The organism is Kribbella endophytica, from assembly GCF_054781295.1.
Window position 1 is genome coordinate 373,565 of the sequence record NZ_BAAGUR010000001.1, and the last position, 19,594, is coordinate 393,158.

General features: G+C 68.5%; 17 protein-coding genes. 10 read left to right on the forward strand and 7 right to left on the reverse strand.

The genetic code is table 11. The features are described from left to right. Positions 1–123: 123 nt before the first annotated feature. Complete coding sequence (locus tag ACYVIO_RS01875) at positions 124–1,608, forward strand: alpha/beta hydrolase (RefSeq protein ID WP_460648870.1); 1,485 nt, start codon at positions 124–126, stop codon at positions 1,606–1,608. Between the two features lie 3 nt (positions 1,609–1,611). Here ACYVIO_RS01875 and ACYVIO_RS01880 read toward each other — a convergent pair whose 3' ends face one another. Continuing rightward, the gene (locus ACYVIO_RS01880; protein ID WP_460648871.1) at positions 1,612–2,787 is read right to left on the reverse strand and encodes an FAD-dependent monooxygenase; all 1,176 of its coding nucleotides are present in this window, start codon (positions 2,785–2,787) and stop codon (positions 1,612–1,614) included. Positions 2,788–2,893: 106 nt separating this feature from the next. Here ACYVIO_RS01880 and ACYVIO_RS01885 point away from each other — a divergent pair, with 106 nt between their 5' ends. Together ACYVIO_RS01885 and ACYVIO_RS01890 are read left to right on the forward strand one after the other, a co-directional pair. Next, positions 2,894–3,583, forward strand: a complete 690-nt coding sequence (locus ACYVIO_RS01885; RefSeq protein ID WP_460648872.1) for a TetR/AcrR family transcriptional regulator — start codon at positions 2,894–2,896, stop codon at positions 3,581–3,583. Positions 3,584–3,620: 37 nt separating this feature from the next. Continuing rightward, the gene (locus ACYVIO_RS01890) at positions 3,621–4,145 is read left to right on the forward strand and encodes a GrpB family protein (protein WP_460648873.1); all 525 of its coding nucleotides are present in this window, start codon (positions 3,621–3,623) and stop codon (positions 4,143–4,145) included. Here the strand turns inward: ACYVIO_RS01890 and ACYVIO_RS01895 are convergent. Beyond that, positions 4,140–4,514 (reverse strand): MerR family transcriptional regulator, encoded by a 375-nt coding sequence (locus ACYVIO_RS01895; protein WP_460648874.1) that lies wholly within the window; start codon positions 4,512–4,514, stop codon positions 4,140–4,142. The genes ACYVIO_RS01890 and ACYVIO_RS01895 overlap by 6 nt on opposite strands. Positions 4,515–4,567: 53 nt before the next feature. Between ACYVIO_RS01895 and ACYVIO_RS01900 the strand changes: the two genes are divergently transcribed. Then, entirely contained in the window at positions 4,568–5,449 is an 882-nt protein-coding gene (locus ACYVIO_RS01900; RefSeq protein WP_460648875.1) for an NAD(P)-dependent oxidoreductase, read from the forward strand. A 106-nt stretch (positions 5,450–5,555) separates the two neighbouring features. Next, the gene (locus ACYVIO_RS01905) at positions 5,556–6,758 is read left to right on the forward strand and encodes a cytochrome P450 (RefSeq protein WP_460648876.1); all 1,203 of its coding nucleotides are present in this window, start codon (positions 5,556–5,558) and stop codon (positions 6,756–6,758) included. Positions 6,759–6,860: 102 nt separating this feature from the next. On the opposite strand, the gene ACYVIO_RS01910 is transcribed toward ACYVIO_RS01905, so the two are convergent. Then, the gene (locus tag ACYVIO_RS01910; protein ID WP_460648877.1) at positions 6,861–8,270 is read right to left on the reverse strand and encodes a hypothetical protein; all 1,410 of its coding nucleotides are present in this window, start codon (positions 8,268–8,270) and stop codon (positions 6,861–6,863) included. A gap of 286 nt (positions 8,271–8,556) precedes the next feature. Here ACYVIO_RS01910 and ACYVIO_RS01915 point away from each other — a divergent pair, with 286 nt between their 5' ends. After that, complete coding sequence (locus tag ACYVIO_RS01915; RefSeq protein WP_460648878.1) at positions 8,557–9,465, forward strand: phosphotransferase enzyme family protein; 909 nt, start codon at positions 8,557–8,559, stop codon at positions 9,463–9,465. 164 nt (positions 9,466–9,629) lie between these two features. Beyond that, positions 9,630–10,295 carry a hypothetical protein gene (locus ACYVIO_RS01920; RefSeq protein ID WP_460648879.1) on the forward strand — a complete coding sequence of 222 codons (666 nt, stop codon included), beginning with the start codon at positions 9,630–9,632 and terminating at the stop codon, positions 10,293–10,295. A 166-nt stretch (positions 10,296–10,461) separates the two neighbouring features. Here ACYVIO_RS01920 and ACYVIO_RS01925 read toward each other — a convergent pair whose 3' ends face one another. Genes ACYVIO_RS01925 through ACYVIO_RS01940 form a run of 4 tightly spaced genes read right to left on the reverse strand, consistent with a single transcriptional unit; the run spans position 10,462 to position 14,918 of the window. Further along, positions 10,462–11,766, reverse strand: coding sequence for a Gfo/Idh/MocA family protein (locus tag ACYVIO_RS01925; protein ID WP_460648880.1), 1,305 nt, complete (start codon positions 11,764–11,766; stop codon positions 10,462–10,464). 22 nt (positions 11,767–11,788) lie between these two features. Beyond that, entirely contained in the window at positions 11,789–13,123 is a 1,335-nt protein-coding gene (locus ACYVIO_RS01930) for an ABC transporter substrate-binding protein (protein ID WP_460648881.1), read from the reverse strand. 39 nt (positions 13,124–13,162) lie between these two features. Next, entirely contained in the window at positions 13,163–14,047 is an 885-nt protein-coding gene (locus ACYVIO_RS01935) for a carbohydrate ABC transporter permease (protein ID WP_460648882.1), read from the reverse strand. Beyond that, entirely contained in the window at positions 14,037–14,918 is an 882-nt protein-coding gene (locus tag ACYVIO_RS01940) for a carbohydrate ABC transporter permease (RefSeq protein ID WP_460648883.1), read from the reverse strand. The genes ACYVIO_RS01935 and ACYVIO_RS01940 overlap by 11 nt, the downstream gene beginning before the upstream one ends. Positions 14,919–15,121: 203 nt before the next feature. Here ACYVIO_RS01940 and ACYVIO_RS01945 point away from each other — a divergent pair, with 203 nt between their 5' ends. From ACYVIO_RS01945 to ACYVIO_RS01955, 3 genes are all read left to right on the forward strand, one after another. Then, positions 15,122–16,873 (forward strand): hypothetical protein, encoded by a 1,752-nt coding sequence (locus ACYVIO_RS01945; protein WP_460648884.1) that lies wholly within the window; start codon positions 15,122–15,124, stop codon positions 16,871–16,873. A 99-nt stretch (positions 16,874–16,972) separates the two neighbouring features. Further along, positions 16,973–17,986 carry a LacI family DNA-binding transcriptional regulator gene (locus ACYVIO_RS01950; RefSeq protein WP_460648885.1) on the forward strand — a complete coding sequence of 338 codons (1,014 nt, stop codon included), beginning with the start codon at positions 16,973–16,975 and terminating at the stop codon, positions 17,984–17,986. A 3-nt stretch (positions 17,987–17,989) separates the two neighbouring features. Then, on the forward strand, positions 17,990–19,585 hold the full coding sequence (locus tag ACYVIO_RS01955; RefSeq protein ID WP_460648886.1) for an FAD-dependent oxidoreductase: 1,596 nt from the start codon (positions 17,990–17,992) through the stop codon (positions 19,583–19,585). Positions 19,586–19,594 lie beyond the last annotated feature (9 nt).

Here is a 19,594-nt window from a genome sequence, read left to right on the forward strand (position 1 = left end):
GGGGCGAGCGCCCCGGGGCCGCAACTTTCGGTGGACGGAGAAAGGGTCGCCCGGGGGACGTGCCGGACGGGGTGGTTCGCGAAGAGTTGGTCGCGTCCACAGAGTCGTCCGGAGGGATTCTCGATGCGATCCGCAGTTCCGTTGACCGTTGGCGCCGCCTTGGTGGCCGCCGCCCTGGTGCCGGGGGTGTCGCAGGCCGAGCCTGCGGCGGCCAGCGGCATCAGCTGGGAGAAGTGCCCGGCGGACATCTCGCCGGTGCCGCTGCCGGAGGGCATGCAGTGCGGCACCTTGAAGGTCCCGCTCGACTACCGCGCGCCGAACGGCAGGACGATCGACATCGCCGTCTCGCGACTGGCGAGCACGAAGCCGGACAAGCGCCGCGGCATCCTGCTGACCAACCCCGGCGGCCCGGCGCCCGGGCAGAACTATCCCGCGTTCCTCGTCGCGATGGGGCTTCCACAGAGCGTGCGCGACGCGTACGACGTGATCGGGTTCGATCCCCGCGGCATCGGGAAGAGCACGCCGGTGACCTGCGACCTCACCCCGGAACAGCAGGCCGCCGGCAACATCCCGCCGTACGCGAAGAACTCGGCCGACGTCGCGAAGCGCGCCACCGAGGTCAAGCAGATCGCCCAGCAGTGCGCGACCTCGAAGACCGCGTGGATGCTGCCGCACGTCAACCCCGCCAACACCGCCCGCGACATGGACTCGATCCGCGCCGCGCTCGGCGAGTCGAAGCTCTCGTTCGCCGGCGCCTCCTGGGGAACCCATCTCGGCGCGGTCTACACGACCTTGTTCCCCCAGCGCAGCGACCGGATCGTGCTCGACAGCAATCTCGGCCCCGGCGGCTGGGACTACCCGAGCGACCGGCTCTGGTCGCAGGGTGTCGAAGACCGCTTCCCGGACTTCGCGAAGTTCGCCGCGGCCAACCACCGCGAGTACGGTCTCGGCCGGACGCCGGCACAGGTGAAGGCCAAGTTCTTCGAGCTGGCCAAGCGACTGGACCAGAAGCCGATCCAGACACCGGACGGCCCCTTCGACAGCGCCACCTTCCGGCTGCTCAACTTCGGTTTTCTGTACGGCCCGACGCAGCTCCCGGTCCTGGCCGGCATCTGGCGGGCCGTGGACGCGAACCAACCGCCACCCCCGCTGCCGGGCGACGTCAAGGACGCCGAGAACCTGATCTCCGGCCGGTACTACATGATCTGCAACGACGCCTCCTGGCCGAAGTCGGTCGCGACCTACCAGCGCAACGTGGCTGTCGACCGGATCAAGTACCCGCTCTTCGGCGCGGCCGGGGCGAACATCACGCCGTGCGCCTACTGGCCGGACCCGGCCGAACCGCCGGTGCGTATCACCGACAACGGTCCGTCCAACGTGCTGCTGGTGCAGAACCTGCGCGACCCGGCCACCCCGCTCGCCGGGGCCCGTCAGCTGCGCAAGGCCTTCGGAGACCGAGCCATGATGGTGACCGCCGACCAGGGCGGGCACGGCGTCTACCCGGGCGGCAAGAACCGCTGCGCCAACTACGCGGCGACGACGTTCCTGACCACCGGCGAACTGCCGAAGCGGGACTATCACTGCACGGCCGACGCCGAGCCCCGGTGAGGCTCAGGCGCTGACCTTGACCGGGTAGTCGCGCAGATCGATGTCGTTGGCGGCCTTGTCGGCGTACTTGATCATCAGCTGGAACATCCGCGAACCCACGAACCAGTTACGCAGCTTGATGCCGGTCGCTGTCCTCGGAGCGAGGAAGCGGCCGGCGTTGCTGTTGCCGGCGATCTTGGCGTAGCGCTTCATGATCTCGTCGTACTGCGCGTAGGCCTCGACGTGGTTGCCCTGAGCAACCGCTAGCTCTCCGGCCAGCACGTAGGCGCCGACGACCGCGAGCCCGGTGCCGAATCCGCCCAAGGTGTTTCCGTACGCCGAGTCGCCGACCAGCGCGACCCGGCCCTTGGTGTACCGGCCGTTCAGCCGCACCTGGCTGAGCGAGTCGAGGTAGAAGTCGTCGAACCCGTCCATGTCGTCGAGCATCTCCGGCACCCGCCACTTCACATCGGCGTAGGCGTTGCGCAGGATGGCGCGCTGAGCCCGGGTGTCGTCGCGGCTGTAGTCGAGCTCCGGCGAGGCGAACATGTAGAGCTGCTGGGCCTTCGAGCCGCCGGTGACCGCGAGCCGGCCGGGAACATTGTGGCCGTGGGCAACCTGCCGCTCCCGTGACCCGTTGCCGCTCCACGGGCTCGCGCCGGCGACGCAGTAGTAGTGGCCGAGGTACTTCACGAAGTCCTGCTCCGGACCGAAGGCCAGCTTGCGCACCCGGGAGTGGATGCCGTCGGCACCGATCACGAGGTCGAAGGTCCGGGCCGCGGCGTGCTCGAAGGTGACCTCGACGCCGTCGTCGGTGTCGACGAGTGCGCTGATCGAGTCACCGAAGAGGTACTCGCACTCGTCGGCGGTCCGCTCGTAGAGGATCTCCGAGAGGTCGCCGCGCAGGATCTCGACGTCGCCACCGGTGAACTCGCCGGAGATGACGGCCAACTCCCGGTCGTCCTGGTCGACGTACACGGTGTCGGTGGTGCCGGTCCGGCGCCGGTGGACCTCGTCGAGGATGCCCATCCGCTCGAGGACGTTGAAGTGGGTGCGGCCCTTGAAGTCGACGGCCTGGCCGCCGGGGCGCAGCTCCGGCGCCCGCTCGACGACGGTGACGTCGAAGCCGTAGCGGTTCAGCCAGTAGGCGAGTGCGGGTCCGGCGATGCTCGCGCCGGAGATCAGGACGGACTGGGTCATGGCGACCTCCCAAGAATTGTGTCTGATGGAATCTGTTTCCGGTGGACACGAATTAGAGTATGGTAGACACAGTTCGACGTCAACACCGATTTCGAGGAGGCCCGCGATGCCGGCACCGACAGCGCTCGAACTGCTCTGGGGCACCCAGCAGCGGGCCCGGCGAGGACCGAAGCCCGCGCTGTCCCTGGACCGGATCGTCGGGGAGGCGATCGCGCTGGCCGATGCGGAAGGGCTGGCCAACCTGTCGATGCAGCGGCTGGCCGAGCGGCTCGGCTTCACCAAGATGTCGCTGTACCGCTACGTCCCCGGCAAGGCCGAGTTGACCGCGCTGATGCTCGACACAGCGATGGGTACGCCGCCCGCACCGACTCCCGACTGGCGCGCCGGGCTGCAGATCTGGGCGGACACGATCTTCGCCCGCTACAGCGCCCATCCCTGGGCGATCGACCTCACCACCGGCCAGCGTCCGGTCGGCCCCAACGAGCTGGGCTGGATGGAGACCGCGCTCACCGCGCTGGCCGGCACCGGGCTGACGGGATCGGAGCGGCTGGACACGATCGTGCTGCTCAACGGCCATGTCCGCAGCCTGGTCGAGCAACTCGCACCGCCGAACACGTCCTCCGAGGCCTACGCCACCCAGCTCGCCGAGACGATGGGCGCGGTCGGGCACCTCTACCCCGCCGCCACCGCCGCCTTCGCCGAAGAAGCCGTCGACGGCCAGACCGGCAACGCCCTCCAGTTCGGCATCGACCGCATCCTCGACGGCCTCGCCGTACTGATCGCCAGCCGCGCATGACAGCGTCCTGACATCACCGCTGACTAACCTCACCGACATGACAGTCCTCGCCGACTACGACTCCAGCTGGCCCACCCAGTACGCCGAAATGGCCGCCCGCCTGACCGCCGCCTTCGGCGACTCGGTCGACGCCATCGAACACATCGGCAGCACCGCGGTCCCCGGCCTGGTCGCCAAGCCCGTCATCGACATCGCCGCCCGCGCTGTCGCCGTGGACGTGGACTTCGACGACAAGGCCCTCGCCGACCTCGGCTTCGAGTACAACCCCGACGGCCCACCCAACCGGCGTACGTACACGCGGGTCGTCGACGGCGTCCTCACCCACAACCTGCACGTCTTCCCCGCCGCCGCCTGGGACCACCTCAACCAACGCCTGCTCCGGGACTACCTCCGCGACACCCCCGACGCCGTACGCCGCTACTCCGACCTCAAACGCACCCTCGCTGCCGAAGGCCTCACCGGCCTCGACTACACCAAGGCCAAAACCACCCTCATCCAAGAACTCACCGACCACGCCCGAGCCCGCCACGGTCTCCCGTCGGTCCCGGTCTGGGAGTCATGACGCCTGGTAGACGCCCTCCGGGAGGGGTGCCGCGATGATGGCCGTCAGGGCGGTGCGGGCTGTTTCGAGGGACGTGATGGTGGCGGTGATGCGTTCGCGTTCCTTCTCGAACTGGGGGACGAGCTCGGGGCAGATCGCGACCAGGTCGCCGTCGGACTCGGTCATGCACGGGAGCAGCTCGGCGATCGTGGTGGTGCCGAGGCCCGCGCCGAGCAGGACGCGGATGTGGCGGACGCGCTGGACGTCGGCCTCCTCGTAGATCCGGTAGCCGGTCGAGGTGCGGTCCGGGGCGAGCAGGCTCTGCTCCTCGTAGTACCGCAAGAGGCGGCCGCTGACGCCGGTCCGGCGGGACAGTTCACCGATGCGCATCTGGTCTCCCGAGGTTGACTCTCACACTGATGTGAATGTCTAGCGTGCCGGACATGACCGACAATTCCCGCACACCAGTGACTGTTCTCGGCCTGGGCCCGATGGGCAAGGCCCTCGCCGCCGCGTTCCTCGCCGCCGGCCATCCCACCACCGTCTGGAACCGTACGCCGGGCAAGGCCGCCGATCTCACCGGAGCCGTGGTCGCCACCAGCGCCGCCGAAGCCGTTGCCGCGAGCCCCTTGGTGGTCGTCTGCGTGATCGACTACGACGCCACCGACGCGATCCTCGACGCCGCCGCCGAGGAGCTGAAGGGCCGCACGGTCGTCAACCTGACCGCGGACACCCCCGAGCGCGCACGTCGTACGGCGGAGTGGGCGGCCGCGCGCGGAATCGACTATCTCGACGGCGCGATCATGACCCCGACCGTCACCATCGGCGGACCGGACGCGGTCTTCCTCTACAGCGGACCGCGAGCCCTGTACGACGACCACACGCCGACGCTCGACGCGCTGGGTGGAAGCGCGACCCATCTCGGCGAGGACCACGGCCGGGCCGCCGCGCACGACGTCGCACTGCTCGGCATCTTCTGGACCGCGATGACCGGCATCATGCACGCGTTCGCGCTGGCCAAGGCGGAGAACATCGCCGCCGCGGACCTGGCCGGCTTCGCCCGCGGCATCAGCGACCTGCTGTCGCCGAGCCTGGACGCACTCGCGGCGAACATCGACAGCGGCGACCACCCCGGCACGTTCTCGAACATCGCCTCGGCGGCCGCAAGTCTCGAGCACATCATCCACGCCTCCGAGCAGCACGGCCTCGACGCCGGAGTTCTCAAGGCCGCCCACGCCGTCGCCCTGCAGGCCATCGATGACGGCCACGGAGGTGACGACTACAGCCGCCTCGCCGACACCCTGCGCACCCACGCGACCCGCTGAGCCCCGACGTCCGGCGCCCACGCGACCAGCTGAGACCCGACGCCTGCACTCACACGACCCGCTGGGACGTCGAGCGAAGGGTGACCTAAGTACATAGGGTCGAGCCATGACGGAGACCGTGCTGAACATCCCGTTCGACGACGCGTTCCGGTTCGATCCCTCGCCGACCTTCGCGGAACTGCGGGAGAACCGGCCGGTGGCGCGGGTGCGGACGCTGGCCGGGGCCGAGGTCTGGCTGGTCACCCGGTACGACGACGTGAAGCTGGTGCTGGCCGACCCGCGGTTCTCGCGGGCCGCGGTGGTCAAGCAGGGCGCGCCGCGGGTCGCGCTGGCCAAGCCGATGCCGAACAGCCTGACCACGACCGATCCGCCCGAGCACAGCCGGCTGCGCAAACTCGTGTCCACGACGTTCGCGCACCGGCGGATCGAGCGGACCCGGCCGTGGGTCGCGGAACTGTCGGCACAGCTCGCGGACGACGTCGCCAAGGCGGGTGACGGTGCGGACATCCGGCAGCTGGTCGCGCTGCCGTTGCCGATCCAGGTGATCTGCCAGCTGCTCGGCGTACCGTACGAGGACCGCGAGCAGTTCCGGGAGTGGACCGAGCTCGGCTACAGCATGAAGATGGCCGAGAAGGACCTGGTCGAGAACGCGATGACCGCGCTGACGGCGTACATCGAGGAACTGGTCGACCGGAAGCTCGCGAACGCCGACAAGCCGGCCGAGGACCTGCTCGACGAGTTGGTCCGCGCGCGGGAGGCGGGAGATCGGCTCAGCCAGGAGGAGCTGATCGCCTTCGGGGTGAACCTGCTGGTCGCCGGCCACGAGACGTCGGCGAACCAGATCTCCAGCTGCGTCGCGACGTTGCTGCGCTGGCCGGAGAACTGGGCGCGGCTCGTCGACGACCACACGCTGGTGCCGTCAGCGGTGGAAGAGCTGCTGCGGTTCAACCGCTTCTCGGAGGTCGGGCAGCTGCGCGTCGCGGTCGAGGACCTCGAGCTGCACGGCGTACAGATCAAGGCCGGTGAGGGCGTGATGGCCGCGCTCAACTCGGCGAACCGCGATCCGCGGGCCTTCACCAACCCCGACGAGCTGCAGCTGGACCGCAAGGAGAACAAGCAACTCTCCTTCGGCTTCGGCCCGCACTTCTGCCTCGGCGCCCAGCTCGCTCGCATCGAGCTCCAGGAGTCTTTGCTGGCCCTGCTCCGCCGCTTCCCCAAGATGTCGTTGGCCAAGCCCGCCGAAGAACTCGAATGGCGAAGAGTCCTGGTCAGCGGCCTCGCCGAACTCCCCGTCAACCTCGGACACTGAACGGCCGCGGGCTTGCCCGCAGGCCTCGGGGCGGCGCTCCCCTCCCCCACAAACACCCGACCCCCGCTCCGGCGCAGCCGGAGCGGGGGTCGGGTGAGAGGCTCAGTTCTGTGAGACCAGGTCGTGCTCGGTCTCGTACTGCTCGATGAAGCGGCTGGCCATCGGCTCGCTGCAGCCGATCGCCTCGGCGAGCTTCTTCGCGTTGCGCTCGTGACCTTCCGGCCAGTCCGAGAGCATGTTCCACGCGCGCATCCGGCGCTTCTCGAGGTCGGTCGGCTCGGGCTCGCCCTCGGCCGCGACGACCTTCGGCGCGGGCTTGGCCTTGGCCGGCTTGGCCGGCTCGACGACGACCGGCTCCGGGAGCACCGGCGGCAGGACCGACTCGACAGGCTCCGGTACGCCGGGGCGCGCGACCTGGTCGGCCGGCGCGAACGGTGACGGCTCCTGCGGCTTCTGCACCACCGGCGACGCCTTCACGGGCTTCCGCGATCCGTTGACCACGTGCTCGGCCTCGTCCTCGACCACCTCGGCCTCGGCGACACCCTCGGCGTTGACCGGCGGGTCGACGATGGCCATCAGCTCACCGGTCATCGCCTCGCCCCAGGCGTCCTCGTCGCGGATGTTGACGCCGCCGTCGGCGCGCACCTGCTGCGCCTTCAGCGCCTTGCCCTCGACCACCCAGACCGCTGCGCGCAGGTCGTTGCGCTCCTCGGCCGGCGGCTCCTCCGGCGGCGGCGAGATGGCGCGGGTCAGCTTGTTGGTGACGACCTCGTAGTTGATCCGCTCCTCGAGCATCCCGGCCAGCCGGTCCGCGTCGTAGGTCGTCTCGGCGATCTTGGCCAGCCGCTCGTCCTGGTGCTCGGAACGGATGTACTCCGCGACCGTTCCGGCGATCGCGTTCCGCCGGGCCGCGTTGCGGACATGGTCACGGGCCGCCCGCAGGCTCTCGAACATCCCGTAGCCGTGCTCGATCGCGAGCGACCGGGCCTGCCAGGTCAGCCGCGGCTCGCGCATCCACTGCACGACGCCGTACACAGGTCCGGTGTTGGCCATCTGACCGGCGACGCGCAGCGCGTCGCGCCGGCGGGCCGAGCTGTGGATCAGCCAGAGCACGTAGGCGAACGCGGACAGGCCGCCGAAGCCGAAGGCCAGGAAGCGCTCCTCGGGCCGCCAGTGGCCGACGACGTTGAAGACGAGGGCGACGATCGCCGCGAACAGCGACATCGCGCGGTAGGCGTAGGCCTGCTCGCCCTTGCGCCGGCGCAGGTCGGCGAGCGCAGCGGTCGCCACACCGCCGAGCTCGATGACGGCGACGGCGGGAGTGACGAGGGCGATCTTCAGGAACGTCGAGAAGCCCTCGTCGGGCCAGGGGATGTGGGTGACGCCGGCCCAGACCTGGCCGACGAGTGCGGCCGTGGCCGCGGTGGCGTAGAAGGCGTAGGCGACCTTGTCCGCACCTGTGAGGGGTACGTTTCCGAGTTCGCCGGAACTGGTGCTGGTGTTCTCCTGCAAGACGTGATCTCCTGACCGGTTTGGGCTCTCCGGCAGTTCGTCGGTGGTGGTCGTCGTACCGCGACCGTCTGGGCCTCCCCAGGCATGTACTGCAGCGGCTGCACGAGGCTACCGGTTCCTGGGGCGTTCAGGGGAGGTGAATCCGTACAACGATTCCGTCCTACCCCTCGAGCCTCATCCGACCCGCAGGAAAACCCGCTTCCTGCGAGGCGCCCGAGTACGGAATCGTCTGCTTCAGTACTCTCCAACGCCTGCCACCCCCGCGACGTCACGCAAAGGACATCACATGGTCCGCACCCTGAGATCGTTGCCCCACCCCGACGGCCTGCGCGACCACCTCGCGGAGGTCTACCAACTGCCCTTCACCGGGTGCGTGCTGCGCCGTTCGCTGGTCAACGACGTGTACGAACTGACCACGCCGGCCGAGGCGTTCGTCCTCAAGCTGTACGCCGGCCGCCCGCTGGCCGACATCCGTTGGGAGGCAGGACTTTCCGGTCATCTGCTCGGCAAGGTCGCGACGCCGCCGGTGCAGCCACTCGCCGACGGTGCGTCGACCGGCGTACTGGCTCTGCCCGAAGGTGATCGGCCGTTCGTGCTGACCGCGTTCGTCGAGGGGCGCAAGCCGCAGCCGCCGTTCAGCGACGAGCTCTACCTGGCGTTCGGGGAGTTGATCGCGCGCTTCCACCTCGCGGCCGAGACCTACACACCGGTACGCCGGGCCGCCGAGCACCCGGACGCTCTCGGCCGAGTCGTCGGCGAGATCGTGCCGCTGGTCTCGCCGGCTGATGCGGAGGTCGTCCAGGTGCTGGCGGCCGCCGTACCGGGGAAGGTTGCCGAGGGCGCGAGTCGTGGGATCCGTCATGGGGACGTGTCGATGGACAACGTGCTGGTCACGCCGGAGGGGCTGAACCTGCACGACTTCGACCTGGCCGGTGAGGGGTTCCTGGCGGCCGACTTCTGCGGTGTCGCCTCGACGCCGTACTGGCCTTCGTTCCTTGCCGGCTATCAGCGTCATCGCGAGATCCCGATGGCGGATCTCGCGGCGATCGACTGGCTCGGGGTGGTTGGGCGGATCTCGAACCTGTACTTCCATCTGGTGCGCAAGCCACAGTGGTACGGCACCGAGTCGCGTGGAGAAGGCTGGGCGGCCGGCGAACTGGCGGAGCTTCGCCTGGCCGCCGGGCGCCTACTGTGAGGCCTGGTCTTGAGCGCGAAGACGCGGCACGACATGCTGTTCGCCTGCAGTTTCGTCAACAGGAAGACTACCTACTAATGAGTCCTGACACAGGTCGTAGACCAAAGCTGACTCGCGTAAACCTCTCAGCGATTGGTCGAAAACCACGCGGCTGCCCATCTCAAGTGACGCCGAGCTGGGTACGTCTCGTTGCCACACACAAGGCGATCTGTGGCCTGTTCGACACCCTTCATGTTCTTCGCGAGCGCGCCGCAGAGGAGGGGAATCCACGTCGGCTCACGGATGACCAGCTCGACCAGGTTCGTGCCGCGATCGTCTTCACGTCCGCCGGGTTGGACGCCTGCCTTCGCAGGCTCCTCCGTGATGTTCTTCCGGTTCTGATCAAAGCGGGAGGGCCAGCGAACGGCAAATTCATCGGCTATCTGCACGAGAGTCGGCTCCAAGGCAACCTCACCAAGGCAACCAAGAACGCCATCACCGCAGACGATCCACGCGCGCAACTGATCGACCTCTACGTCGAGGATCTCGCGGGATCGAGCCTTCAGTCTTGGACGGACCTCCAGGCGGTACGCAACGCCCTCGGGCTATCTGATCAGTATCTAGACGACCAGTACCTTGAAAGCCTGAAACCCTTCTTCGCCGCTCGCAATGAGATCAGCCACGAACTCGACCTGCTGGATCCCTCCGGTCGAGGGGACCGCGGCCGTCGTCATCGGGACATGACTGCAGTCGGCAAGCAGTGCGACTCTGTCATTCAGGTCATTGAGTTGTTCCTGCGTGAGACCGCCGCAGTAGTCAATTCAAGTGTAGTCCCCGCAGCCCTTCCCTGAGAGCCGTTGTCGGAACCTTCCGTACTCCCGCCAACGGACGGCTTGGCATAACCGACTTCGCCGGGGCAACCGCGATGACGTACTGGAATGGCTTGACGCCCGACTACCAGCGGCGCTGCGGATCCTTGCACGCGAACTGGCGGAGCTTCGCCTGGCCGCCGGGCGCCTACTGTGAGGTCGCCCAGGGGGCGTTGAGCTCGCTGAACAGCGCGAGGTTCTCGGCCGCCTGCTCGGCCCACTTGTTGACGTCGGTGACGGACGGGTGGCGTTGTTGTCCTTCGCCTTGCCAGGTGATGTACGCCGGGTCGATCAGCTGCGGTGGTTTAGCGAGTCGTACGGCTTCGAGGACCTTGGTGAAGCCGCCGAGCTGTTCGAGCGGTGCGAGCAGTTCGACGGTCGGGTCCTCGCGGTGCTCGATCAGGTTGAGCAGCAGGTCGTCGCGTTCGGACGGCGTACTGGTGGTGGTGATGCCGTCGACGGTCAGGTCCAGGCGGTCGGACGAATACGTCAGTACGGCGCGGCCGCGCGAGCCGTGCACGATGATCCGCGGGTCGCCGCCCGGCGGCTCCGCGGCCAAGGTGAGCGCGGCAACGATCGTCGTACCGCGGGTGGTTCGGATCCGGACGGTCGAGGTGTCGTCGGACTCGATCGGGTTCGCGCGGTACAGCTCGGTCTCCACGCTGGTCACCTGCTCGGCCGTCCCTGATCCGTCGACCAGCAGAGCAGTCGCCGACGAGTGCGCGAACGCGTTGGTCACCGCGCCGTCCACCACGGCGACGCCGTCGAGCTCGCGCCGCCCGGCCCATCGGGCGCGCTGCCAGTACTCCTGTTTCCGGATCCAGGTGCCCACGGTCCCGATCCCCCGTACTTCACCGAGCCGCCCGTCCGCCACCCACTGCTTCATCGTCCTCGCGGCTATGGACCCGTGCACCTGGAACCCGACCTGACACGCTCGCCCGGTCTCTTCCACCACCTCCAACAACCGCTGGAACTCCCCGAGCGAAGCAGCAGGAGGCTTCTCCAGCAAGACATCCGCGCCGGCGCGCAAGGCCAACTCCGCCAAGGGGACATGGGTGTGAATAGGTGTGCTGATCACCACCACGTCGACCTCGACACTCGCCAGCAAGCTCGCCAGATCGGCGAAGACTTGAGTGCCCTCGGGCAAGTCCTCCACCCGGGTAACCCGCCCGCCCCCGGCTGCGCCGGGGGCGGGCGGGGAGGAGGGGGAGGGCGCGGCGCCCCCGACGCCTGGCTTCGCCGGCGAGCCGGGCTCGGCCGCCCGGCCGGACTCGGCACCCAGCCCCGCTGGCAGGGCAGGCTCGCTCCTCGCTCCCCCGACGCCTGGCTGGGCGAGCTGGGGGTCGGCGACGGCGGTGAAGTGGATCCGGCCTGTGGTGTGCAGGTCGGAGCAGTGGCGGACGTGCGTGGTGCCGTGTCCGTGCACGCCCACCACTGCGATCCTCGGCTTCATCTGGCGGTTGCCTCCTGCACCGTTATTTGGCGAGCTCGTTGTTCATCTCGTCGAGGAACTTCTGGGCGGCGTCCGCAGGTGACAGACGGCCGAAGAGTACCTCGGTGGTGTAGCGCTGGATGATCTTCTCGACCTGTCCTCCACCGACCGGCGGGGGCGGCGACGGCTTGCCGAGCTCCTTGGCGATGGCCTGGATGAAGGCCGCGGAGGAAGCATCGGCGGGCTGCAGCTTCGAGGTGACCGCGGCGCGGATCTCCGTGTTCGGCGGGACGCCCCGCTCGGCGAGCAACAGGTTCCCGGCGGTCGTGTTGTTGGCCAGGTAGCTGACGAACTTCGCGGCCTCCTTCGGGTGCTTCGACCGCGACGAGATCGACCAGAACATCGAGCCCTTGTAGTAGGCCCCGTTCTCGGTCGCCTTGCCGGTCGCGCTCGGCAGCCGCAGCAGCTTGAGCTGCTCACCCGACGCCTTGCTCAGCGCGTTGAGCTGGTTGCTCCAGGCGTAGCCCATCGCGAGCTTCCCGGTCGCCATCCCGGACTGGTCGAGCGGCGCGGTCATGTCCTGCGAGGTGAACTCCGCCGACGGCGTCGCCTTCGACGACTGCAGCGCCAGCAGGTTCGTCCAGTACTGCGCGAGCTTGTCCTTGCTGACCCCGAGCTTGCCGTCCTCGGTGAACAGCGACTCGCCCTGCTGCCGCGCCCACATGTTCAGGCTCGCGTCGTTCGTGCCGTACGCCGCCGTACCCCAGCCCTTGCCGTTGAGCTTCTGGCTGATCTCGGCCGCGGTCTTGGCGTAGTCGTCCCAGGTCCACTTCGTGTCGTCCGGGATCGCCACCCCGGCCGCCTTGAACACGGCCGGGTTCGCGACGATCGTGAACGCGTTGATGCCGGCGTTCAGCCCGTACAGGCCGCCGTCGAACTCGCCGGCGCCGAGCGTGTCCGGCTCGAACTTGCCGGTGTCCAGCCCGTCGGCCTTCTTCAGGTCGAGCAGCGCACCGCGGTCGGCGTACTCGCGCAGGTACTTCTCGTCCATCTGGATCACGTCGGGCGCGTCGTTCGCGGCGACGGTGGTGGCGAGCTTGTCCCAGTAGCCGGCCCACTCGCCGAACTCGCCCTTGATCTTGATGTTCGGGTTCTCCTTCTGGAAGGAGTCGATCACCTGCTGGGTGATCTTGTGGCGGGTGTCGGACCCCCACCAGTTGAACCTGAGGGTGACCTCTCCACTGGCGGAGTCACCGCCGCCACCGCCGGAGTCGCCCCCGCAGGCGCTGGTGGCCAGCAGGGCGGCGGCCATCGCGACGGCGGCCAGGGCCCGCACCCGCCGGCGCGGCGGTGCGGTCAGTCGGGGTAGCGGCCTCATGGTGGTGAACCTTTCTGATGAGCAGAACTACTACGGGGACTACTTGATGCCGGTGGTCGCGATGCCCTTGATCAGGAACCGCTGGCCGAGCAGGAACGCGAGGAAGACCGGGACCAGTGAGACCACCGACATCGCGAACAGCGATCCCCACGACGTGCTCGCGGTGGCGTCGACGAAGGCCCGCAGCGCGACCGGGACGGTGTACATCTTCGGATCGGTCAGGTAGATCAGCTGGCTGAAGAAGTCGTTCCAGGTCCAGATGAACGTGAAGATCGTCGTGGTCGCGAGCGCCGGCACCATCAGCGGCAGGATCACCCGCAGGAAGATGCCGCCCTTGCCGCAGCCGTCGATCCGGGCCGCCTCGTCCAGCTCGCGCGGGATGCCGCGGATGAACTGGACCATCAGGAAGACGAAGAACGCGTCGGTGGCCAGCAGCTTCGGCACGATCAGCGGCAGGAACGTGTTGATCCAGCCGGCCTGGCTGAACAGGATGTACTGCGGCACGATCACCACGTGGATCGGCAGCATGATCGTGACCAGCATGATCGCGAACCAGAACCTCTTGCCGGTGAAGTTCAGCCGGGCGAACGCGTAGGCGGCCATCGAGCAGGACACCAGGTTCCCGACGATCGACCCCAGTACGACGGCCGCCGAGTTCAGCAGGTAGCGGGTGAACGGTTCGGTCAGCGCGTTCCAGCCGACCCGGTAGTTCTCGATCCGCAGGTCGCGGACCAGGATGCCGGGGTCGCGGAAGATCTCGTTGCCGGGCCGCAGTGAGCTGACCACCATCCAGATCACCGGGTAGAGCATCACCACCGCGGTCGCGGCGAGCGCGAGGTGGGTCAGCGCGGGCCGGACCCGCCGCCAGGCGAGCGTCGTACCGGAGGTGGCCGGGACCGACCGGGGCAGGGTCTCAGTCGTCATAGAACACCCAGTACTTCGAGGCGACGAAGTTCGCCGCGGTGAAGACCCCGATGATCACGAGCAGGAACCACGCCATCGCCGAGGCGTAGCCCATGTCGAAATTGCCGAAGCCACGGTCGTAGAGGTACAGCGTGTAGAACATCGTCGAGTCCGACGGACCGCCCGTACCGCCGGACACGACGAAGGCCTGCGTGAACGACTGGAACGCGTGGATGATCTGCAGCACCAGGTTGAAGAAGATGATCGGGGTCAGCAGCGGCATGGTGATGCTCACGAACCGCCGCAGCGCGCCGGCGCCGTCGACCGACGCGGCCTCGTAGTACATCGACGGGATCTGCCGCAGGCCGGCCAGGAAGATCACCATCGGGGCGCCGAAGGTCCAGACGTTCAGGACGACGAGCGTGCCGAGCGCCGTACTGGGGTCGGAGATCCAGCCCTTGCCGTCGAAGCCGAGCGGGGCGATCACCTGGTTGAGCAGGCCGTCGGTGCCGAACACCTGCTTCCACAGGATCGCGATCGCGACGCTCGAGCCGAGCAGCGACGGCAGGTAGAACACCGAACGGTAGAAGGCCATCCCGCGCACTCCGCGGTCCAGTACGACGGCCAGCAGCAGGGCGACCGCGAGCTGGAGCGGGACCGAGACGAAGACGTAGGTGAAGGTGACCTTCAGCGAGTTGTGCAGCCGCTGGTCGGACAGCATCCGGGTGAAGTTCTCCAGGCCGATCCACTGCGGGGCCTGGATCAGGTTGTAGTCGGTGAACGCCAGGTAGAGCGACGCGATCATCGGCCCGACCGTGATGACGAACAGGCCGACCAGCCACGGGGACAAGAACAAGTAGGCAGCAACATTGTCCTTCTTCTGCCCACTCACTTTCTTTCCTCCAGTAAGTACTAGGCGACATTGGAAAGCGTTTACCCGGAGCGGTTAAAGTAGTGGAGCGAACCGGTTCAGACAAGACCTCGCCAGATGAATGTGTGACCGATTCCGGACACCTGCGAAGTCTTGACAGTGCGGTGCCGTCGAAGAACAGTACTGGGCATTTGGCAATCGCTTTCCCAGCCTGTGGAGGCTTCATGCAGCGTCGTACTTTTCTGGCCGGATCGCTCGCTGGGCTGTCAGCGGGCACCGTTCTGCCGAGCATCGCCAGTGCAGCCCCCGCGGCTGCCGACGAGGAGCTGCTGACGCTTCTCACCCGCGTGAACGAGACGCAGATCCCGCTCGTGCTCGGCAACTACCAGAGCACCGGCGACAGCGTCCGGAACGTCGCGCGCAAAGCCCGCCGCCTGGTGTCGGGCTACATCTGGAGCCGCTCGCGTTTCCACCACGACGCCACGCTGCTCACGCCGCTGCGTTTCCTGGTCGACAAACTCGAGAGCACGCAGAACGACGACGGCACGTACGACGTCGGCAATCTGCACTCGCCGCCGGACAGTGCGTTCGCCGTGCAGGACTTCTGCACGGTCTACTCCTTGCTGGAAGCCGACGGCAGCGCGGACACCGAACCCCATCGCGCGGTCCTCGAACGCGTCATTCGCAAGGCCGGCCCGGCGCTGGCCTCCGGCGGCGTCCACACTCCGAACCACCGGTGGGAGGTCTCGGCGGCGCTCGCCCGGACCCATCACCTGTTCCCCGACCGCCGGTACGCCGCCCGCATCGACGACTGGCTGGACGAGGGCATCGACGCGACTCCGGACGGTATCTACAGCGAACGGTCGGCGACGTACGCCTCGGAGGTCACCAACCCGAGCCTGCTGACGATCGCCTGGCTGCGCCACAAGCCCGAGCTGCTCGGCTTCGTCCGCCGCAACCTCGAGGCGACACTGCACCTGCTGGAGCCCAACGGCGAGGTCGACACGATCGCCTCGCGGCGCCAGGACCAGACCCGGGCCCGCGAGGTCTGGTGGTACCTGACCCAGTTCCGTGAGCTCGCGCTGCACGACCGCGACGGCCGGTTCGCGACCGTTGCCAAGGACATCGAACGGCGCGGGACCGGTGAGCTCGGCGACTTCCTGGCCGAGGTGCTCGAACGGCCCGAGCTGGCCGCCGCACTGCCTGGCTTGAAGCCCGCACCTGCTGACTTCGTGGCCGAGTACCCGGCGCACTCGCTGGCTCGCGTACGACGAGGCGACCGCACGGCGACCGTCTTCGGCGGGACGGACTTCCACGACATCCCGGTGATCGCGTCCGGGCTGTCCACCAACCCGACGTTCTTCAAGCTCCGCCAGGGCGCCGCGATCCTGGAGTCGGTCCGGCTGTCGCCGCAGTTCTTCAGCACCGGGCACTTCCGCAGCGACGGGTTACGTCGTACGGGGTCGCGCACGTTCCGACTCGAGGACGAGGTGAAGGTCCCGTACCACCTGCCGCTGCCGAAGCGGTACCGGCGCAAGGACGGCGCGTACGCGCTCACGCTCGACGGCCGGTTCTACGCGTCGATGGACTTCCCGCACCGGCCGAAGCAGTTCCGGACGCTGCGGACGACCGTCACTGTCGCCGAGACCGGCAGCGGTTTCGACCTGACCTTCGAGCTGGACGGGTCGGCGGTTCCGTTCGCGATCGAGCTGTGCTTCCGGGCCGGCGGGACGCTGACCGGGGTGGAGTCATTGGGTGCCCCTGGCAACTACCAGCTGGTCGAGGGCACCGGCTCGTACGCCGTCGGCAGCGACCGGATCGAGTTCGGCCCGGGCAACGGCGCGACCCGCGTCGCGATGGATCCGGGCGAGCGCTACACCCAGCTCAACGGCTCGCTCGTCCCCGACGGCCAGCGCGTCTACGTCACCGGCCGCTCCCCCGGCCGGGTCACCCTGCGCCTGAGTACCTCCTCGTAATCCTTGCTAATCCGTATTACCCGGGAACTGTAGTCTTGACGCCCTAGGCTGGGCGCTCTACCGTTCCTGGGCAATACGTATTAGCAAGGGAGATCGACAGTGCGACTGACGCAACGGGACATCGCGCGGCTGGCGCGGGTGAGCCAGACGACGGTCTCCCTGGTGCTGAACAACCGCGCCGACGCCTCCGCGCGGATCCCGACCGAGACCCGCGACCGGGTGCTCAAGGTGATCCGCGAAACCGGGTACGTCGCCGACCCGCTGGCGCGCCGGTTGCAGCAGCAGCGCAACCAGATCCTCGGCGTCTTCACGTACGAGTCGGTGTTCCCGAGTGCGAGCGCGGACTTCTACCACCCGTTCCTGAGCGGGATCGAGGAGAGCGCCGAGGAGCGAGGCCTCGACCTGCTGCTGTTCACGAGCGCCCCGGTCACCGACGGCCGCCGCCGCGTCTTCCACGCCAACAACCGCCTCCGCCTGGCCGACGGCTCACTGCTCCTGGGCCGCCACATCCCAGCCGAAGAACTCGCGCGCCTGGTCACCGAGAACTACCCGTTCGTCTCGGTCGGCCGCCGCGACAACCCGGACAGCTCTGCTTTGGTTCCGTACGTCGGCGCCGACTACGTCTCGGCGACCGCGACGCTTGCCGAGCGCGCGTTGGGGCTCGGCCACCAGCGGGTCGCCTTCGTCGGCCCCGGCGAGGGCGCCGAGTCCTCCGCCGACCGCCTCCGCGGCTTCCGGCAGATCGCCGCGCGCGGACTTCACGTCGCCCCAACCGATCGCCCGCTGACCGACGTACTGGACGAACTGCTGGCCAAGCACGTCACCGCCGTCTTCGTCGAGGACCTCGCCGACGCCGACGCGTTGGCCGAGGCTGCTCGCGGCCGCGGGCTGACCGTGCCCGGCGACCTGTCGGTCGTCGCGCTCGGCGACGCGAGCCGGCCGGTGCCGAGCGACGTCGACTACTCCGGCTTCCACATCCCGCGCAAGGAGATGGGCCGCCAAGCGGTCGGCCTGCTCGAAGCGATCCTCTCCGGCGACACCCCCGACCTCCAGCAACTGCTGCCGTGCGAGCTCGTCGACGGCAGCACTCTCGCGCCACCGAAAGGTCTCTGAGCGATGCATACCGAAGTACTCGTCATCGGCGGCGGTCTCGGCGGAGTGGCGGCGGCGCTGTCCGCCCTGCGCGCCGGCCGCGACGTGGTGATGACCGAGGAGTACGACTGGATCGGCGGCCAGCTCACCAGCCAGGCCGTCCCGCCGGACGAGCACACCTGGGTCGAGCAGTTCGGCGTCACCGCGTCGTACCGGTCGCTCCGCGACGGGATCCGCGACTACTACAGCCGCCACTACCCGCTCACCGAGGCCTCACGGGCAGCCTCCGAGCTCAACCCGGGCGCGGGCTACGTCTCCAAGCTCTGCCACGAGCCGCGCGTCGCCGTCGCGGTGATGGAGGCCATGCTCGCGCCGTACCGGGCGAGCCGGCAGCTCCGGATCCTCCAGCCGTACAAGCCGATCGACGCGACCACCGACGGCGACACCGTCACCTCGGTGACGGTCCAGCACCGCGAGACCGGCGACGAGCTGACCCTCACCGCGCCGTACGTCCTGGACGCGACCGAGACCGGCGAGCTGCTGCCGCTGACCGGCACGGACTACGTCACCGGCTTCGAGTCGCAGGCCGACACCCAGGAGCCGAGCGCGCCCGCGACGGCGCAGCCGCTCAACATGCAGGCGGTTTCGTACTGCTTCGCGGTCGACCACGTCGACGGCGACCAGGTCGGCGACAAGCCCGCGAACTACGCGTTCTGGCGCAACTACCAGCCGCCGTTCTGGGGCGACCGGATGCTGTCGTGGAACGCTCCCGATCCGCGGACGCTGCAGACCTCCCGCCGGACGTTCACCCCGAACCCGGACGACGACCCGCTCGCCGTCGTCGCCGACCAACGCCGTACCGGCGGCGACACGAACCTGTGGACCTTCCGCCGGATCGCCGCCCGCCGACACTTCCGGCCGGGTGCGTACGCGAGCGACATCTGCCTGGTGAACTGGCCGATGATCGACTACCTGGAAGGCAACGTCCTCGACGTCCCCGACGCCGAGCGGCACCTGCAGGGCGCGAAGGAGCTGTCCCAGTCGGTCCTGTACTGGCTGCAGACCGAGGCTCCGCGTCCCGACGGCGGCACCGGCTTCCGCGGGTTGCGGCTGCGCGGCGATCTGCTCGGCTCGACCGACGGGCTCGCGCAGGCGCCATACATCCGGGAGTCCCGGCGGATCCTGGCGGAGTACACGGTCGTCGAGCAGGACCTGTCGGTCGCCGTACGAGGTGATGCCGGTGCGGTCGAGTACGACGACAGCGTGGGCGTCGGGATGTACCGGATCGACCTGCACCCCTCGACCGGTGGCGACAACTACATCGACGTCGCGAGCAGTCCGTTCCGGATCCCGCTCGGCGCGCTGATCCCGCGCCGGGTCGAGAACCTGCTGCCCGCGAGCAAGAACCTCGGCACCACGCACATCACCAACGGCTGCTACCGGCTGCACCCGGTCGAGTGGAACATCGGCGAGGCCGCCGGAATGCTCGCCGCCTTCTGCCTGGACCACGGGGTCAGCCCCCGCGCGGTCCGGGCCACCCCTGCTCTGCTCAGCGACTTCCAGGCACGACTGGTCGCCCAGGGCGTCGAACTGAGCTGGCCGGCCATCTCAGGTTATTGAGTTCCGGCT

What these genes read in the sequence shown, in the direction of transcription:
- ACYVIO_RS01875 (WP_460648870.1), top strand. Translation starts at nt 124, where the DNA reads ATGCGATCCGCAGTTCCGTTGACCGTTGGCGCCGCCTTGGTGGCCGCC.
- ACYVIO_RS01880 (WP_460648871.1), bottom strand. Translation starts at nt 2,787, where the DNA reads ATGACCCAGTCCGTCCTGATCTCCGGCGCGAGCATCGCCGGACCCGCA.
- ACYVIO_RS01885 (WP_460648872.1), top strand. Translation starts at nt 2,894, where the DNA reads ATGCCGGCACCGACAGCGCTCGAACTGCTCTGGGGCACCCAGCAGCGG.
- ACYVIO_RS01890 (WP_460648873.1), top strand. Translation starts at nt 3,621, where the DNA reads ATGACAGTCCTCGCCGACTACGACTCCAGCTGGCCCACCCAGTACGCC.
- ACYVIO_RS01895 (WP_460648874.1), bottom strand. Translation starts at nt 4,514, where the DNA reads ATGCGCATCGGTGAACTGTCCCGCCGGACCGGCGTCAGCGGCCGCCTC.
- ACYVIO_RS01900 (WP_460648875.1), top strand. Translation starts at nt 4,568, where the DNA reads ATGACCGACAATTCCCGCACACCAGTGACTGTTCTCGGCCTGGGCCCG.
- ACYVIO_RS01905 (WP_460648876.1), top strand. Translation starts at nt 5,556, where the DNA reads ATGACGGAGACCGTGCTGAACATCCCGTTCGACGACGCGTTCCGGTTC.
- ACYVIO_RS01915 (WP_460648878.1), top strand. Translation starts at nt 8,557, where the DNA reads ATGGTCCGCACCCTGAGATCGTTGCCCCACCCCGACGGCCTGCGCGAC.
- ACYVIO_RS01925 (WP_460648880.1), bottom strand. Translation starts at nt 11,766, where the DNA reads ATGAAGCCGAGGATCGCAGTGGTGGGCGTGCACGGACACGGCACCACG.
- ACYVIO_RS01930 (WP_460648881.1), bottom strand. Translation starts at nt 13,123, where the DNA reads ATGAGGCCGCTACCCCGACTGACCGCACCGCCGCGCCGGCGGGTGCGG.
- ACYVIO_RS01935 (WP_460648882.1), bottom strand. Translation starts at nt 14,047, where the DNA reads ATGACGACTGAGACCCTGCCCCGGTCGGTCCCGGCCACCTCCGGTACG.
- ACYVIO_RS01945 (WP_460648884.1), top strand. Translation starts at nt 15,122, where the DNA reads ATGCAGCGTCGTACTTTTCTGGCCGGATCGCTCGCTGGGCTGTCAGCG.
- ACYVIO_RS01955 (WP_460648886.1), top strand. Translation starts at nt 17,990, where the DNA reads ATGCATACCGAAGTACTCGTCATCGGCGGCGGTCTCGGCGGAGTGGCG.